Here is a 16366-nt window from a genome sequence, read left to right as displayed (position 1 = left end):
CGGACATGGCGATGGCGACAGCCTGACACTCCGGGCCAGGGCCAGGTGGTCGCGATCTGTCAGACTCGGAAAGTAAGCCCTGCCGGAACCGGCCAAGGGGCGCGTTGCATGCGCGTGCGGGACCGCGGGGAGGTGACACCCAGGTCTCCGGAACGCATGCCCTCAAGCTAGAGGGCCGCCATGAACAAGTGCTGAAGTCACCGTACGGTGCCCTGGGCGCGCGCGGTGCCGGGGCTCTGCCCGGTGGTGATCCGGGCCGGTCCGGGCGGCGCTACTTGCGCATCGTGGGCACTTTCAACGCCTTCATCACATCCCGGCGCATCTCGACGTTGAAGGCCAGACGCAGACCGACCAGCGCGGCCAGAACCGCCCCGGTGATCAGCAGCTCGAAGAACATCGTCTCCAGCTGCAGCCAGTCCCGCAATCCCAGCAGGAGCGCCAGGGACCCTGCCGCGAAGACCGCCTCGCCAAGAAAGGTCCGTCGCACGGTGTCCAGCGTCAGCGGGGTGTAGCGCAGGGACACGACCGCCATCAAAGGCACCATCCCGAAGACCAGCGCCAGCATATAACCCGCCACCAGCCCGACCACGCCGAACTGGGCCCCGGTGAACAGGGCTGCGAGCAACAGGCCGGTTCCGGCCAGCCGGGCTAGAAACAGCTGCTTGCTGCGTCCACAGGCCACCAGCGTCCAGAGGAAACTGCTCAGGGTCAGGGCGGTCATCGGCAGCAGGCCAAGCCATGCCAGCAATGGCACCACCCCGGTCCAGTCCGGCCCCAGCAGGATCCGCACAAGGACATCCGCACAGGAACAGACCAGAAGGCCGATCGGCACCATCACCAGATTGGCGCGGGTCACCTGGCGCATATACATGCTCTGGAACTCGGCCCGGTCATCCTGCAAACGGCTGAGCGAGGGGATGAACGCCCCGGACAGGGGCGAAATGATCCGCCGCTGGGGCATCTGGGCAATGGTCTGGGCCCGGTAGAACAGGGCGGCATCGGTCGGGGCGAAAAGCCGCCCGATCACCACCAGCTGTATGGAGCGCGCGAACTCTCCGAGCAGGCGCTCCGCGGCGAGATAGCCGCCGAAGCTCAGGGCGCTGCGCGCCTCCTGAAACTTGTATTTCAGTGGGCTGGAGGGCAGCCAGCGGATCAGCACCAGCAGATAGAGCAGGTTCAGCACTTCGGTCATGACCAGCTGGATCACCAGCGCCCAGTATCCCGCCCCCGCCAGAGCCGCCCCGATTGCCATGACTGCGGCGAGGCAGGCTGCGCCGAAGCCGCCGATCTCGATCTGCCGGATCCGCATCTGGCGGCGCAGGATGGCCACATATTGCGCGGTCAGCACGGACAGGAAGATATAGGGCGACATCCAGACAAAGACCTGCGCGGCCTCCGGCACGTCGTAGAACACTGCCGCAGGGCCGCCCAGAAGCGCCACCGCGATGGACAGGGTCGCCCCAAGCGCCACATTGGTCCAGAGCAGGGTCGAGGCCAGCTGATGGGTCACATGGGGGCGTTGGACCACCGCCTGCGCCAGCCCGAATTCCGACAATCCCGTGGCAATCAGGATGGCGGGCATGGCCATGGCGATCACCGCCTGCTGTTCGGGCGGGACCAGACGGGCCAGCACCGCGGTCGATCCCAGCGCCACGATGATCTTGGCCGCCGCAAAGAGCAGCACCGTGATGGCGGATCGCCCGGTGCGCGAGCCCAGCCCCTTGGTCACGCCGGTGACATCAAAGACCTGGTCACGGGGATCGGCCCGATCCTGGTCGGTATCTGGAGAAGAAGAACTCGTCATGACCGCATTCCCGGGGCGTTGCTGTCCTGTCTATGCGGACCTTCGCATAGTCGTGTAATCTGCAAGGGGTTACAAAATCATCACGCAACGCGCGACGATCTGACACCGCCTCCCGCGTGGCTGTGCCCGACAAGGGGGCGGATGCTGGCGGGATCGCCCCTACGAGAGACAAAGGGGATCCGGACTGGGATCAGAACTGGGCCCCGCCCGCCCCTTGCATCGGCCCAAGCACTGCCCGTGTACCGGCCTTGCACTGGCCCTGCGGGACCGCCCTGTCTGCCGTTCCGGAGGGTGGCGCGGCTATCTGGCACCGGCCTCGAAGGCGCCGAGCGTCGGCGGGTCGGCGCGCGGGGTGCCTTGCAGATCCGTGGGCACGGCGGCGTCCCGGCTTCCGGCCCCGATCAACGGCCCCCCGGGCTTGGGGCGGAAATCCCGATCCAGAGGAGCCGCGAAAAAGACGCTTGGCACCCGGATCCCCAGATTGCTCTCCTGCCAGTTGGCGACCCCCTGAAAGGCCATGGCCACATTGTTGCGCACCTCCACATTCCCGGATTTCCAGCCATTGCGATTGTCGCGCAGCAGGATCCAGGGGTGGTCCGCGGGCGTGCCACTGATATTGACCACCGTGTTATTGGCAATCAGGCTGTCGGTCCCGGCATAGACCGAGATCCCGTGAAACGCATCGACCGCGACCAGATTGTTGCGGATGACAATGTTGCGATAGATGCCGTCGAACAGGCTGATCCCCTGCAGCTTGCTGCGCAGGGGGTGATCTGCGGGACCGACCCATTCCAGGATGGTGTTGTTCTCGACAAGGATATCCGAGACGCTCTTGCGCCCATCGGGATCCTCATGGGTGGCCCAGGTCTGAAAGCCATCATCATGGTTGTCATCCACGGACACCGCGTTCTGAACATGGTTGCCCGCGAACACCGAGCCATTGCCCAGGCCGCGCAGCCCATCGCCACTGAACCCGTCCACCCGATTGTCCCGAACCTCGGCCCGGGCACCTGTGGTCGTGATGCCAAAGGTCACGGCGGTGACCACGCTGTCGCGCACGACACTGTCATCGCCATCGACCCGGATGCCGTTGGCGCGCCAGTCCACCAGCCACTGCTCGGCGCTCCAGTTCAGATAATCCTCGGGCGCTGTGGCGTTGCCGCGCACATCAAAGCCGATGATGGCGACATCGCTGGAGGTCCGATCCACCTCCACGAGATTGCCGGGCTTGGTGGCCGGGCGCAGGGGCCAGACCGACAGGTCGTGAAACCGCAGCCCGTGGCTGTCCCGCACCAGCAATTGCTCGGCATGGACCTGCCCCGGAGTCTGGGCGACGATCTCCACGGGGGGGTCGTAATCGGCCTTGGCGATCTTGATCTGTCCATAGGCCCCATCGCGCAGGACCACCCGGTCTCCCCCGGCGACCACGCCGCTGCGCAGGGCCTTGTGCACGGTGGGGAACGGCGCCTCGACACTGCCATCGGCCTGCGCCTCATCCGCCCCGGGGGCCACATGGACATCCCGGGCCAGCACAGCACTGGTCAAGGCGCAGATCGCGGCGAGCACCAGGCCGGCGCGCGAGACAGCCCCGCCTGTCACGCCAGAAGCGCCCGGCACCGCAGGTATCCCGCATAGGCCAGATAGCGCGGATTGGTCGGCGTGGCCCGCACGGCCAGGGCCGCATGACGCGCGGCGGCCTTCCAGTTCCGGAACATGCGATGCCCGCCGGCAATGCGATGATGGTGCCGGGCGAGGGCATCGGGATACCGGGCCAGAAGCGCTTCATGCTTGGACAGGACATATTCCTGCGCGGCCAGGCGTTTCTGGCTGGATCGTGTGATCGAGTTGTCCGACATGCGCTGCACGACCAGATCCTCATCCACGAAGGCCACGGGCCCCTGCTGGGCCACGCGCAGCATCAGTTCCCAATCGACCAGGGCGCGCAGGTCCTCGTCGAACCCGCCCACGGCCTGGAACACATCCCGGCGGATGATCAGCATCTGGGTCGAGATATAGCTGCCCCGGGTCAGGCTGGGCAGGATATCCCCCTCCAGCGGCGCAGTGGCCGGATCGGGAAACCGCGCCTGCACCGCCGTTTCGGGGCGGGCATCGGCCTTGACCAGCATACCGCAATAGGCGGCCACGAAGTCACTGTTCTCAAGCCGGGCCATCTGCTGGCGCAGCTTGTCCTGCATCCAGACGTCATCACTGTCCTGAAAGGCGATCCAGGGGGCCTCGGTCAGGGCCACCCCGTGATTGCGGGCCGCCGAGGGGCCGCGCGGGCCGGGATTGCTCGACACCCGCACCCGGGGATCGGTCATCGCGCGCACCACATCCATGGTGGCATCCGTCGAGGCGTCATCGACCACGATCACATCCAGATCGGTGAAATCCTGGTCCAGAACACTCTGGACGGCCTCGGCCACCGTGTCCTCTCGGTTGTGGCAGGGAATGATCACACTGACCTGTGGGGCACTCATGCTGTGCTGTCCTTTCGCGGAGTCGTATCGGTGAAACGGGATCGCCGGAGGGACCCTGCACGGGTCACTTGCGGCTCCGGGCTCTCGGGCTCTGTCCCGGCAGAGGCGGGGCCGCCGGTCTGTGGCTCTCTGGCGTTCGGGGCGAAACGCGAATAGCGCGCGGCTTGTGGCTGCGCGGCCGGGCCGCCCCCGGCCTCCCCCGCCGCATCCGGGGCGGTCGCGGCCTGCGGAGAGGCATACATCCACGCCCCTGCCCCCAGATAGAACATCGTGAAGACCGACATGTTGCCCCAGATATGCACGGTCACGATCGTCAGGCTGATCCCGATCAGGGCCACCGCATGGCCGATGCGAATGGCGGCAACCTCCGGGTCGGCCAGAGTGGCCCGTGAGAGCAACCAGATATGGGCCACGAAGGCCACGAGCAACAGCACCGCCCCCACGATGCCGTAGCGCATGGAGGTGAGCAGCCAGAAATTGTCCACCGAGGAGGTCAGCCAATGGGGCCGTGGCCAGTCATTGAAGCCGATGCCGAAGATCGGGCTGCTCTGCACGGCGGCCCAGCCCGCATCGAAGATCGCGATCCGGGTATAGCCGGTAAGCGGGTTGAAGGTGAGCGAGTCGATCAGGATCGTCACCGGCGTCCGGGCCGATAGCAGGTCGACCCCCACATAGAGCACGGCCGTGATGATGATCAGGGCCTTCCACCGCCCCCGGCTGATCCAGGCCCAGCCCAGCAACCCAAGCTGCAGCAGGCAGGCCAGCAGGGGGGCCGAAGACAGCGCCATCATCGTCGTGAAGAGCGACAGGCCCACTCCGATCCCGATCTTGACCAGGTTCCCCCGCGCCAGGGCGACGAAATTGGCCAGGGTCAGCGAGCAGAACAGCCCCCACAGGATGGGGTGATCGAACACGCCATAGACCCGTTCCATCCCCAGGCGCCCATAGGCGCTGCGCCCCCGGAAGGGGGTCTCGAAATACGGACGCAGCAGGTCCGGGATCACCAGTTTCCCGGTGATCAGCTCGATGAGCACGAAAGGCATCAGCACCAGCAGCGCGATCAGGATGATCCGGAACAGGCGCCGATAGCCAATGGCATCCTGGACCAGCACCCGGCCGACGAAATACCCGCCCGTCAGTTCCACCGCCGTGATCCCGGCAAAGGGAATACGCGACGGCCCCTCGATCACGGTCAGCGAAATAATGATCCAGACCCCGTGGAGCAGGAAGAACAGGTCGACTATCGTGAAGCGACCCGCCTGTCCGGACATGACCTTCAGGGCAAAGGGAACCGTCGCCACCAGCAGGAAGAGCCGGGTTGGCGACAACAGGAAACCAGCCAGTTCAAAGGATGCGGGCGTCAGGATGGTGATGATGAACAGCACCAGCAAGGGACCGGAGGATTGGGCCCGGGTCGCATCGCCCTGCAAGCGGAGGCGAGACGCATCTGGAATCCGTGTGTCCAGCGCTGTCACAGATCTTCCTCGGTCTGTTCATGGAGCGGCGCGATCGTCACAAGGGATCGGTCAAGCCGATAGCCCCGTCGATCCAGGCGATAATACTGAAGACGTGTTAGCAAAACAGACCGTTACAAACAAGGTTTCTAAGGTTAACTGGCTAACAGATCCGCCCTGTCAATCCCATGCGGCGCAGTCGCGGGGCGGCCCGGTTTCCGCCCGATCGGAAGAGATCCGCCCATGAGCCCCTTTGCCCGCGGCGCAATGACCGGAATCCTGGGGGCCCTGGCGGTCGGATCGATCGGGATCGGCGCGACGGCCCTGGTCTGGCCCGAGACCGGGATCCTCGGCACGTTCGGGCGGATTTTCGACAGTCTCTCCCTGCATATGCTGGGGTTCGGGGCCTGCCTGGGCCTCTGCCTGGCCGGGCTGGGGGCCCGGCGCAGTGGGGTCGCGCTGGGGGGTATGGCGCTGCTGGCGGCGGGGCTGTTGCTCTGGCCCCTGCGCACCGCTCCGGCCCCGGCAGAGGATGCGGTTTCCACGGGATCCGGGCTGCAGGTGCTGTGGTTCAATCTCTATCAAGACAACGCGACCCCGCCCGAGACACTGGCCGAGGCCCTGATCGGGAGCGGTGCCGATCTGGTGGTGCTCGCCGAGGCCAGCCCCCTGCGCCCGGTGCTGGAGAAGCTGGCCGGGACCTATCCCCACCAGCTCGGCTGTCGCGGGCGGGTCTGCGCGACCCTCGTGCTGTCGCGGCATCCCTTCGTGCCGGACCGGGCCGAGATGATCGATGGCGCGCGCAAGGGGCGGCTTGCGGCTTTTGCGATCCAGCCCGCAAAGGGCGCGCCCCTCTCGGTGGTGGCCGCCCATCTGACCAAGCCCTGGTATCACGGCTTCTTCGATGTGGATCTGTGGTACCTGCTGGACCGCTCCGCCGCGGCGGAGGGCCCGCTTCTGGTGATGGGGGATTTCAACGCCACCCCCTGGAGCCGTCCGATGCAGCGCATCCGCGCCGAGACCGGCGCGCGCGCGCCGGGTTGGCCCGTGGCCACATGGCCCGCCGGGGCGGGCGGCCTTGGCCTGCCGATCGATCATCTGCTGGTGCGGGACGGGGCGGTGCTGGGCCCGGTCAGGCCCTGGGGCGCGGGGCTCGGCTCGAACCATCGCGGGCTGCTGGCCCGGATCCGCTGGCCCGGCGGCGCATGAGCCGCCACGGGCGCGCGCTCAGTCGAGCGGCGCGGCGTCCGGGTTCATCTTGCGCGAGGACACCACCCGGGCCGGGCTGCCCACGGCGATGCCCATGGCCGGAACCTCGCCGCGCACCACCGCATGGGCCCCGATGATCGCCCCATCGCCGATCCGCGCGCCGGGCAGGATCACCGCCCGTGTGCCGATCCAGACATCGCGCCCGATCTCGATATCGGCCTCATCCATGGCCTGCTGGGTCACCGGATGGCCATCCTCATAGCGATAGCTCGCCGCCGTCAGCATCACCTCGGGCCCGAACAGCACGTCATCGCCGATCCGGATCCGCCCGCTGCTCGGGCCCGCCCAGATCACGCAGCCCGCGCCGATATTGACCCGGGCCCCGATCTCGATCCGCTCGGGGTTCGAAAAGGCTGCCGTGGGGCTGATATTCACCCCCGGCCCCCGGGTGACTTTCCGCAGGGGCTGCACATGGGTGTAGTTGTAGTAATTCACGATCTTCAGCAGATGCGCCCAGGCCCGCGGGTCGAGCACACCGCCCAGCAGCCGCATCAGCTTTTGCGGTTTGGTCAGCCGTTCCTTGTGGGCGGGGGCCGGAACGGAGCCAGCGGGCGGCGGTGTCTCGGGGCTCATGCGGCATACCCCGCCAGCCATTCCTTGCGCCGGGCCCAGATGCTGCGCCATTTCTCGCGCGGGCCGGTCTTGCCGGTCAGGGCGATGATCTGCGCGGCGCTGACCCGCACCGCCCCCCAGAGCCACATCAGCCCGATGCCCAGGGGCACCATGCCCGGGGACCAGTGATCGCGGATCAGGCTGACCCGGGATTTCGCGACCATCACCACCTTGTCGGCCACCCGGCCCGAGGAGGCGCCCACCAGATGCATGATCTGCGCATCGGGGGTGATCATCGGCTGATAACCCTTCTTGGCCGCGCGCAGGCAGAGATCGGCCTCTTCGCCATACATGAAATACTTCAGGTCGAACCCGCCCAGCTCTTCCCAGAGCTCCCGGCGGATCATCAGCAGGCAGCCCACCACGATATCGACCTCGCGCACGCTGTCGCGCTGCCAGCTGCCCATACCTTCGGGGTTGAACAGGGCCGAGCCGCGGAAGGCCGCCGTCAGCCCCACCGCCATGCAGAAGGCCGACCAGGGGGTGATGCGCATCCAGCAGGACGCGATGTTCAGGCTGCCATCGGGAAAGACCGTGCGCCCGCCGGTGATCCCCGCGCCGGGGTTGGCCTTGGCAAAGGCCAAAAGCGCATCGATCGCCCCGGGATGGACCTCGGTATCGGGGTTGAGCAGCAAGAGCCACTCGGTCCGGGCCGTGGCCGCAACCACGTTATTGGCCTTGGCAAAGCCGAGATTGTCCTGCGAGGCGATCAGCTCCACCTGCGGAAAGTGTTCGGCCACCGCCTCGGCAGAGCCATCGGAGGAGGCATTGTCATAGACCACCGTGTGAAACCGGGTGTCCTTCGTGTTGGCATAAAGCGTCTCGAGACAGGCCAGGGTCAGCTCACGGGTGTTGTAGCTGACCACGATGATCGTGAGCTCGGCTTCTGCGGGCTCTGCGGCGGCCAAGGGCGCGGGCGCCTCTGCGGCCAGATCCGGGCTGGGGGGGGCTGCTGTCACCATGAAACGCTCCTGAAGGCCGGAGGAAAGGGGAAGGCGGGCTGCGCGCGTCCCATCACATCACACGCCGATCTCGGCGCAAAGCGCGATAGCTGCGGGATCGAGCGGCCGGGCGGCGGCGGAGAGATTGCGGCTCAGGCTGCGCTCGGACGCCATGGAAGCCAGCACAACGCCCTCGGCATTGGCCGCAAGGGCCCGCGCCATCAACAGGGCCGAGGCCGCATCCTCGGGCGCGCCGTCATAGCCGGCCTCGGCCAGACGGGTTTGCAGGGCCCGGTCGGATTTCAGCCGCCCGGTCAGGGCGGCCAGTTGACCGGCCACGCCAAAGACCGAATGGGTCACGCTGCCCATGCCCTGATCGGCGGCCTGCCGAGCCAGATCCGCGGCACCAGCGCCGAGGGGCTGGGCGAGCTGGATCACCCCGAACGGGGCGCCCTGGGCGAGGGCGGCACGGGCGGCCTCTTCCTGCCCGGCCACGGCAATGGCGCGGGCCTTGCCGCTGGCCAGCAGATCCTCGAGCGCGCGCAGGATCTCGTCCCGGGCCAGATCCGCCGGATCGGCGTTATGCAGGGCATAGACCTCGACCCGGTCCGTGCCGAGCCGGGTCAGACTGCGCTCCAGCGAGCTTTGCAGCAGCTCGGGCGTCAGGGGGATGGATCTGTTCGAGGTGGCCCCGCTGCGCCGGATCGCGGCCCGCAAGGGACGCGCCACCGCCACCACCGGGCGCAGGGCGCTGCGGATCAGGCGTTTGGCCGGGCTCTGGGCCGGTGGGACGAGGCCAACCTTGGTGCAGATCTGAACCGTCTCGCGCCCGCCGCTCTCGCGCAGGAACCGGCCCAGCAGGCTCTCGGCCTCCCCCGCCCCATAGGCGGGGGCGATATCGAACCAGCGGATGCCCGCGTCGCGGGCGCGGGCCAGAGCCCTGGCCGACTGGGCGGGCGAGACCCGGGAGCCGAGCGAGGCACAGCCAAATCCGAGACAGCTGGTCGATGCCCCCAGCCCGGGCAGGGTCACGTCACGCATGGGATGTCTCCGGTGCCGTCTCGGGTGCCGTTTCGGGGGCTGCCTCGGGGCGTGCCTCCCGCGCCGTTCCCGTCCCCGGGGCCCCCACTGCCGGGGTCTGCCCGGTCAGCTTGTCCACCAGGCGCAGGCCCAACTGCAGGGCCGCAAGGGTCGGATTCGCCTGGGACGAGGTCGGCAGGATCGCGGTGGAGGCCACATGCAGGTTCGGCAGATCGAAACTCGTGCCCCAGCCATCGACCACGGCATGGCGGGGATCGGATCCCATGCGGATCGTGCCCACCTGATGGTTGCCATGGCGCGCCTCGACCAGCACACCCTCGGCCCGTGCAGCCCCTTCATAGCGATAGACCAGCCGTCCGAGCCCGGAGGCGGTCAATGCCGCGTCCAGCGCATCATGGGCCCGCAGCACAGTCTCCACATCCCGCTCGGAGAAGCGGAAATCGATCTCCAGCCGCCGCAGACCGCTGGCATCCCGGGCCTCCGACAGGGTCAGGCGGCTCTCGGCGCCGGGCAGATGCTCGGAATGGAATTCCAGCCCATAGCGCTTGCCGGGGTTCTCCAGAAAGAACCCGGGGATCCGGTGCCGCGCCACATGGCGGTTCCACAGGAACCAGGGCACGAAGCTTGCCGTGCGCAGCAGATCGCCCAGCACGTTGCGCAGATGGGGTCCGCGCGTCCAGGGCTTGGGCCCCATATGCTTGAGCCGGATCGGCTCGGCGATCAGCCGGGAGCCGAGCCCGGGCAGGCTGAGCGCCAGGAACACGGCCGACAAGGGCCCCGAGCGATGCTCGGCCTGGGAGATCTCGGGCACCACGGGCCAGAAGGCCACATTGGCCAGGGCATGGTCCTTCTGGGTGGTCTCGGTGGGGGTGATGCGGCGGCGCACATAGGAGCCATGGGCATCCACGTAGAAATTCATCGCGTCATGGAGCGCATCATTCTCGAAGACGATATCCGCGATCTGACCGTTCACATGCCCCATGTAATAGCGCCCCAGCGGGCCATCGGGGCCGCCAAAGAGCGCCGGGGTCTCCGCCTGCAGGGCGAGCAGCAACCGGGTCGAGGCATTGCCCCCCGCCGCCAGCACCACCTGGCGCACGGGCAGTGTCGGGGTCTCGGACCGGGCAGGCCAGCCCGGGCTCCACAGATGCAGGGCCGTGACCCCCTCCTCGGCGCCGTGATCCATCCCGGTCACGGTGACACCCAGGGCCACCACGAGGTTCGGGTCGGTCTCGATCCGGTCCTGATGCACGACCTGGGCCCGGGGTTGATTGGTCCAGCGCTCCAGCCGGTCGGTCTCGAACCCCGGCGGGTTGGCGTCCAGACCCGGCACCGGATCGTGGAACACCGCCTCTCCCGCACCCAGGGCCGCGCAGGCCGGGGCGAGATAGGGGGCCAGATCGGTCTCGGTGACAGGCCAGTCCGGCAGATCCTCGATCCAGGGGCGCGGCGCGAAATCGATCCCGTCAAAGGGCACGCAGCGCCCCCCCCAGAGGTTCGACGCCCCGCCCAGACGCCGGGCCACGGTGATCTCGGGGGTGTAATGGGTGTCCGGCGTATGCAGCGCATCGGCGGCCAGATCCTGCGCCGCGTCGGTCGGGCCCTTCTCGCCGCTTTCCAGCACGAGCACCCGCTGGCCCTTATCCGCCAGCGCGCAGGCCAGGTTCAGCCCCACGGGTCCGGCGCCGATCACCGTGACATCCCAGGCGGTCGCGGTGAGGGTCTCAAGATCGGGGGAGGCGAGCAGCATCAGGCGGTCTCCTGTGACCGGGCAGTCTGCTTGCGGTCTAAGACATGGCCTTGCGGTCCTGCAACACTCCAGTGTGACGCAGGACCGGCCCGCCTGCCCCAAGGCAATGCTGGGGACAGTACGGGCCGGCACAAAGCTGAAATTCTGGGCGTCGCGCAAACACCCGGCCGTCCATGTTCCGCGTCAGATATCAAAGATCATGCTATCCACAGGCAGGGTTGAAAACAGATCGTCCGCCGGATCCGGCTCTGCGGTCTGGGCCGGCTGATCCTCTTGCGCGTCCGACAGGCGATTCTGCAGGAGTTTCAGGGCCAGTGCCATCATCAGATCCGTATTCGCAGGCTCTTCCTCGGAGACCATGCGCGCACTCATGGCGGCATCGACAGCCAGGTCTGTATCTGACTCCATGTCCACATCCACATTCACGTCCGGGGACACCAGATCATCGGAGATGAGCGTCAGGGGCTGCGCGTCCTCGGCCTCGCCACCGGCCGCCAGCATCGCCGCCTCGGTTTCCGCCATGATGATGTAATCCACCGCGACTTCGCTCCGGGTCATGGCCTCATCCAGGATGAGGATATCGTCGACCAATGCTTCGGCGCTGTCTTTCCAGGTATTGCCGAACAGCAGGCTGTGCCGGCCCGTGGACAGAAGCGCGCCCGTGGCGCTGGCCTGCCCGACGAGGAACCCGTCCACATGCAGCTCGAGCCCCTGCCCGCCCGGCGTCCCGTCATAGACAATGACGATCCGCTGCCAGTCCATATCGTTGAGCACACCGGGCTCCGTGGTGATGGCGTATTTGCCATCGGTGGTATTCATGTTGAGCACCAGAGCGCCGGACTCGAGCACCTGCAGGCTGAGACCGCCATGCATATGCAGGAACACACCATCATCCCCATTCTCGGGGGTCTGCAGGGAGAAGGCGATCGAATAGGCCTCGAGATCGTGGAACTGGGTCTCCGTGCGGTTGATGACCAGCTTGTTGGACCCGTCGAGTTCGAAACCCTGGCCGCGCAGCCCGTCGGTCAGAACCTCGCCGGTCTTCGAGACCGTGCGCAGCGACGTGTCGGTGCCGCTCTCGTCGATGATCCCGTCCTCGAAGCTGAGCTCGAGCAGGGTATTGCCGTCCGGCTCGGGCCAGTCCACGCCGCCGCCACTACCACTGCCGCTGCCGCCCCCACCGGTCTCTTCGCCTTCGGGGGGATCGACCACCGGGAAATCGGTCCGGACAGACTTGGTCAGGCTGAAATTGTCCACCGTCCCCTGAAGACTGTCATTCCAGGAATTGCCGATCACGAGGTCATGCAACGTCCCGGTCGGCGCGATGATCCCGGTGGCATCGGTCTGCGCGGCCAGCGTGCCATCCACATAGATCCGCAGACCGCCATCCTTCTCGCCAAAGGTGAAGACGATGTCATGCCAGGTGCCCTGCTCCACGAGGCCCGGAATGGTCTCGAGCGTGAAGGAGCCGTCCGACGTGCGCAGGGTCAGCGCGACAGCCCCCTTGTCGGTGATGCTGGCATTCAACGTGTTGTGCATGTGCAGGAACGTCCCGGCATCCCCACCCGGATCGCGCTTCAGCGAGATCCCGATGGTGAAGGTCGCCATGCTGTGCAGGTGCTCGTTCTCCCGGTCGAGCTGCAGCTTGTTGGTCCCGGTCAGCTGGTAGCCATTCCCGTCGACCCCGGCAACGGAGGCTGTGTCTCCGATCTCGGTGATCGTCGTGCCATAGGTGCTGGAATCCGCGATCGCCCCATCGAAATCGAGAGAGACCAGCGTGTCCGCCTCGACCAATGTGCTGCGTGTCACACTGTTGGAGCCGGAGGGCGTGGAGACGGTCAATGTGACCTCCTGCACCCCCGGATCGTCAAAACTGTGAACAACTTCCAAACCCTGCAGGATCGTGCCGTCCGAGAAGGTCCAGACATAGGCCGTGTCATCCTCGGGCAGCAGCCCCTCGGGCCCGAAGGAGAATGCGGCACTGTAGAGAACGGTGCCGAAATTCCCCGTGGCATGCTCCTGCGAGATCACCGCGGTGACCGGCCCGGTCTGCACATTTGGCTGCGTTGCCGCAGCGCCGTATTCCCCGGCCCACTCACTGGTCGGGCGCAGGGCCAAATCGCGCAAATCGACATCGCCGCCGTCAAATGCGTTTACGAAGTTCTGGCCGACATAGTTATCCAATGCGGGGTTTTCAAAATCAACAATCACGTTGCGAGAGTCGATATTGTTTCCACTTACGATCCCATGGGTGATATTTTCGCTGACAATGCCATTCTCAACTCCGGAAAGCCGAATTTGCGGCGGATTTGATTCCGGTTCCGCGGTCGGCGTGGACAGCATGGCCGCCCCGGCATTCCACAGGAGGGTGTTATTGCTTACATTCACGCCATCTGCATATTCAATGGTCACGCCATGGATATGGCCATTGTAAATAACATTATCTTCGACAGTAATGTTCTTGTATTTCACGCCCGAATCTGGAAAGGTCTCATTAAGGATGAGGATGGATTGGGTTGCGGCGCCGCCAGCGCTATTGAGGAAATTGCCACGAATGACAAGATCTTCGGTATTGAGGGTGTTATAACCTGCGGACCAGACCTGAATCATGTCCGAATGGTTGATGTCCTGGCTGGTGCCGTAAAAGGCGTTGAACGTGTTGCCCTCGATCAGGGTATCCTGCACGCCGGACAGGCGCACCCCATCCCCGGAGAGTTCCGAGAAGGTGTTTCCGATGATCTCGGATCCCACACTGTCGATGATGGCAAGGCCTTGATAGTAGTTGGAAACTTGGTTCCCAACAAAGGTAAAGTCGTCACTGTCCCGCACCAGGGCAAAGGATTCCCCCTGCGAGATGTTGGGGTCTGAACCGTCGTAATAGCCATTGGCGGAATTGACGAAGACGTTGTTCTCGAAAGTGATGTTCGAGCTGTCCAGGATCTCCAGATCCTTGCCTGACAGATCGGACTCAACGCTGTTGAAGGTCAGTCCCGAAAAGGTAAGGTTCTGGGATTGGATGAGCTTGACTTGCTCAAAAACCGGGGGATTATCGGGGTCCGCGGCTGTGATGACAATTTCGCCGTCCGGCGTGCCCCCTTTATAGCGACTGATGGCATATGGATCGTCCGAAGCTTCGACTTGGATGATGCCGCCACCTTCCTTGGCCAAGGTGCTCATCGCAACAGCCAATTCTTGTGAGTTTGTTACTGTTATTACTGAGGTGGGCATTTTTGGCTCCATTGCGCATGGGAACATCAGAGCGCACGAAGCACCCTTTATGATGTATCAATTCCTGGAGTCATTTTCGGTTTTAATCGTATCACATTCTTGGCAGAAAAGCGGTCCGATCAAGACCTATCACTCAATTACACTCGTACTTCTCAAGTAAATTGATAGTATATGCGCATTTCTTTTTTTGGGGGGGATTTTCAGGGTTCGCAGGTAGGCAGGCAGGGTTCGAGAGTTTCAGGGAAGATCGGAAATCCTTCCTTTCTTCTCAAGGACAAAGCAGGTGCGCACGCGGTGTTCCAAGCCGGTATTGCACATGCAGCATCATGTGCTGCAGTTGCAGCATATGAAACAAATTTCTGGGGGGGCACCCGTGTGACAAAATGACTGTCCCGGCCCGATTTCTGCCAAGTTGCGACACAAATCCAATCGGAGCTTTGCGGCAGTCCGGTACAGAGCGAAGCGATAATGTGTCTGAATTGCGGCGGGAGGCCGGGTCGGGGATCGTGCACGTGTGTCCTTTCACTTCACGATCTTCGCGCCTGCACCTCGGGCGACGAAGCCGTGTCCGTTCCTCAGTACGCCGTCCGCAAGGCAACGCACAATTCACCAATTTAGGCAGGGTCACGTTCGCGCATGTCCTTGCCAGCAAAGGCGATAGGCGGGGCCGAAACCCGCCGATAGGGCTTGACCTGACACAGGGAACTTCCTTTAACAAACCCGCCTGAGGGATCCGAGCGGGTTTCCGCGCACACTCCCGGCTCCGGCCGAGGCGCGCACCGCCTGTCCGCCAGCTCCGATAGAACCACCTTGTCTCCGCCTCGTTTGCCCGGAAAGAGAGCCATTCCATGACATCCCGTATTCTGGTGATCGCCTCCGGTGGGGGGCATTGGCAGCAATTGATGGAGGTGCGCGCGGCCTGGGCCGATCAGGACGTGCTCCATGTGACCACCATGGACGACCTGCCCCAGCGGTTCGACGCGACCCCGTTCGAGATCGTCCCGGACTGCAACCGCGATGACAAGCGGGCGATCCTGGCCTGTTCCTGGGCGCTGTTGCGGCTGTTGCTGAAGTTCCGGCCCAAGGTGGTGCTGTCCACCGGGGCCCTGCCCGGGGTGATCGCCCTGGCGCTCGGCAAGCTCGTGGGCGCGCGCACCATCTGGCTCGACAGCGTGGCCAATGCCGAAGAGATGTCCATGTCCGGCAAGGTCGCCCGGCGCTTTGCCGATCTCTGGCTCAGCCAATGGCCCCATGTGGCCGAGGCCGCCGGGGCCGAGCATGCGGGGTCAATCCTGTGATTTTTGTGACCGTCGGGACCCAGCTGCCCTTTCTGCGCCTCATCGATGCCATGGCCGCCCTGGCCGGTGATCTCTCCGAGCCGGTGATCGCCCAGGCCGGCCCCCATTCCCCAGAAGAGGCTGCCAATTGGGGCAGTCTCGACATCCGCACCCATCTGGCCCCGGCCGAGTTCGACCGCTGCTTTGCCGAGGCGCGGGTGGTGGTGGGCCATGCGGGGATGGGCACGGTTCTCTCGGCGCGCCGCCATGGCAAGCCGGTGATCCTGCTGCCCCGGCGCCATGAGCTGGGCGAGCATCGCAACGACCACCAGATGGCCACCGCCCGGGAGGTCGCGCGTCTTTCCGGGGTGCATATCGCCTGGACCGCCAAGGAAATCGCGCCCCTTCTGGCCCAGGACCTGCCTGCCCCCGAGGCCGCACAGGACAGCCCCGAAAAGGTCGCCCTTGTGGGTCGGTTGCGCCGCTTCATCACCGAAGGCAGCTAGCCTC

At 65.4% G+C, this 16366-nt stretch carries 12 protein-coding genes; 3 read left to right on the top strand and 9 right to left on the bottom strand.

The window, feature by feature from the left end:
- Nucleotides 1-271: 271 nt before the first annotated feature.
- The 4 genes from ACP15I_RS20945 to ACP15I_RS20930 form a co-directional block, all read right to left on the bottom strand.
- The gene (locus ACP15I_RS20945) at nucleotides 272-1804 is read right to left on the bottom strand and encodes an oligosaccharide flippase family protein (protein ID WP_424968565.1); all 1533 of its coding nucleotides are present in this window, start codon (nucleotides 1802-1804) and stop codon (nucleotides 272-274) included.
- Nucleotides 1805-2104: 300 nt separating this feature from the next.
- Nucleotides 2105-3421 carry a right-handed parallel beta-helix repeat-containing protein gene (locus ACP15I_RS20940; RefSeq protein ID WP_424976544.1) on the bottom strand — a complete coding sequence of 439 codons (1317 nt, stop codon included), beginning with the start codon at nucleotides 3419-3421 and terminating at the stop codon, nucleotides 2105-2107.
- Nucleotides 3400-4284 carry a glycosyltransferase family 2 protein gene (locus tag ACP15I_RS20935; RefSeq protein WP_424976543.1) on the bottom strand — a complete coding sequence of 295 codons (885 nt, stop codon included), beginning with the start codon at nucleotides 4282-4284 and terminating at the stop codon, nucleotides 3400-3402. Before ACP15I_RS20935 ends, ACP15I_RS20940 begins: the two co-directional genes overlap by 22 nt.
- Nucleotides 4281-5714: an O-antigen ligase family protein gene (locus ACP15I_RS20930; RefSeq protein WP_424976542.1), complete on the bottom strand. Its 1434-nt coding sequence runs from the start codon at nucleotides 5712-5714 to the stop codon at nucleotides 4281-4283. The genes ACP15I_RS20935 and ACP15I_RS20930 overlap by 4 nt, the downstream gene beginning before the upstream one ends.
- A gap of 291 nt (nucleotides 5715-6005) precedes the next feature.
- Between ACP15I_RS20930 and ACP15I_RS20925 the strand changes: the two genes are divergently transcribed.
- Nucleotides 6006-6947, top strand: a complete 942-nt coding sequence (locus tag ACP15I_RS20925) for an endonuclease/exonuclease/phosphatase family protein (protein WP_424976541.1) — start codon at nucleotides 6006-6008, stop codon at nucleotides 6945-6947.
- Nucleotides 6948-6965: 18 nt separating this feature from the next.
- On the opposite strand, the gene ACP15I_RS20920 is transcribed toward ACP15I_RS20925, so the two are convergent.
- The 5 genes from ACP15I_RS20920 to ACP15I_RS20900 form a co-directional block, all read right to left on the bottom strand.
- A complete protein-coding gene (locus ACP15I_RS20920; protein ID WP_424976540.1) occupies nucleotides 6966-7580 on the bottom strand; it encodes an acyltransferase in 615 nt (204 codons plus the stop codon).
- Nucleotides 7577-8581 (bottom strand): glycosyltransferase family 2 protein, encoded by a 1005-nt coding sequence (locus ACP15I_RS20915; protein ID WP_424976539.1) that lies wholly within the window; start codon nucleotides 8579-8581, stop codon nucleotides 7577-7579. The genes ACP15I_RS20920 and ACP15I_RS20915 overlap by 4 nt, the downstream gene beginning before the upstream one ends.
- 57 nt (nucleotides 8582-8638) lie before the next feature.
- Complete coding sequence (locus ACP15I_RS20910; RefSeq protein WP_424976538.1) at nucleotides 8639-9601, bottom strand: aldo/keto reductase; 963 nt, start codon at nucleotides 9599-9601, stop codon at nucleotides 8639-8641.
- Nucleotides 9594-11351, bottom strand: a complete 1758-nt coding sequence (locus ACP15I_RS20905) for a GMC oxidoreductase (protein ID WP_424976537.1) — start codon at nucleotides 11349-11351, stop codon at nucleotides 9594-9596. The genes ACP15I_RS20910 and ACP15I_RS20905 overlap by 8 nt, the downstream gene beginning before the upstream one ends.
- Before the next feature lie 183 nt (nucleotides 11352-11534).
- Nucleotides 11535-14528 carry a LamG-like jellyroll fold domain-containing protein gene (locus ACP15I_RS20900; RefSeq protein WP_424976536.1) on the bottom strand — a complete coding sequence of 998 codons (2994 nt, stop codon included), beginning with the start codon at nucleotides 14526-14528 and terminating at the stop codon, nucleotides 11535-11537.
- Between the two features lie 899 nt (nucleotides 14529-15427).
- Here ACP15I_RS20900 and ACP15I_RS20895 point away from each other — a divergent pair.
- The gene (locus ACP15I_RS20895) at nucleotides 15428-15877 is read left to right on the top strand and encodes a UDP-N-acetylglucosamine--LPS N-acetylglucosamine transferase (protein WP_424976535.1); all 450 of its coding nucleotides are present in this window, start codon (nucleotides 15428-15430) and stop codon (nucleotides 15875-15877) included.
- Entirely contained in the window at nucleotides 15874-16362 is a 489-nt protein-coding gene (locus tag ACP15I_RS20890; RefSeq protein WP_424976534.1) for a glycosyltransferase, read from the top strand. The genes ACP15I_RS20895 and ACP15I_RS20890 overlap by 4 nt, the downstream gene beginning before the upstream one ends.
- Nucleotides 16363-16366: the final 4 nt, after the last annotated feature.

It is taken from the genome of Dinoroseobacter sp. S124A, from assembly GCF_049801015.1.
Classification (GTDB): domain Bacteria; phylum Pseudomonadota; class Alphaproteobacteria; order Rhodobacterales; family Rhodobacteraceae; genus Dinoroseobacter.
Note: the sequence above shows the minus strand (reverse complement) of the source record. Positions and strands in the feature narration are given on the sequence as shown.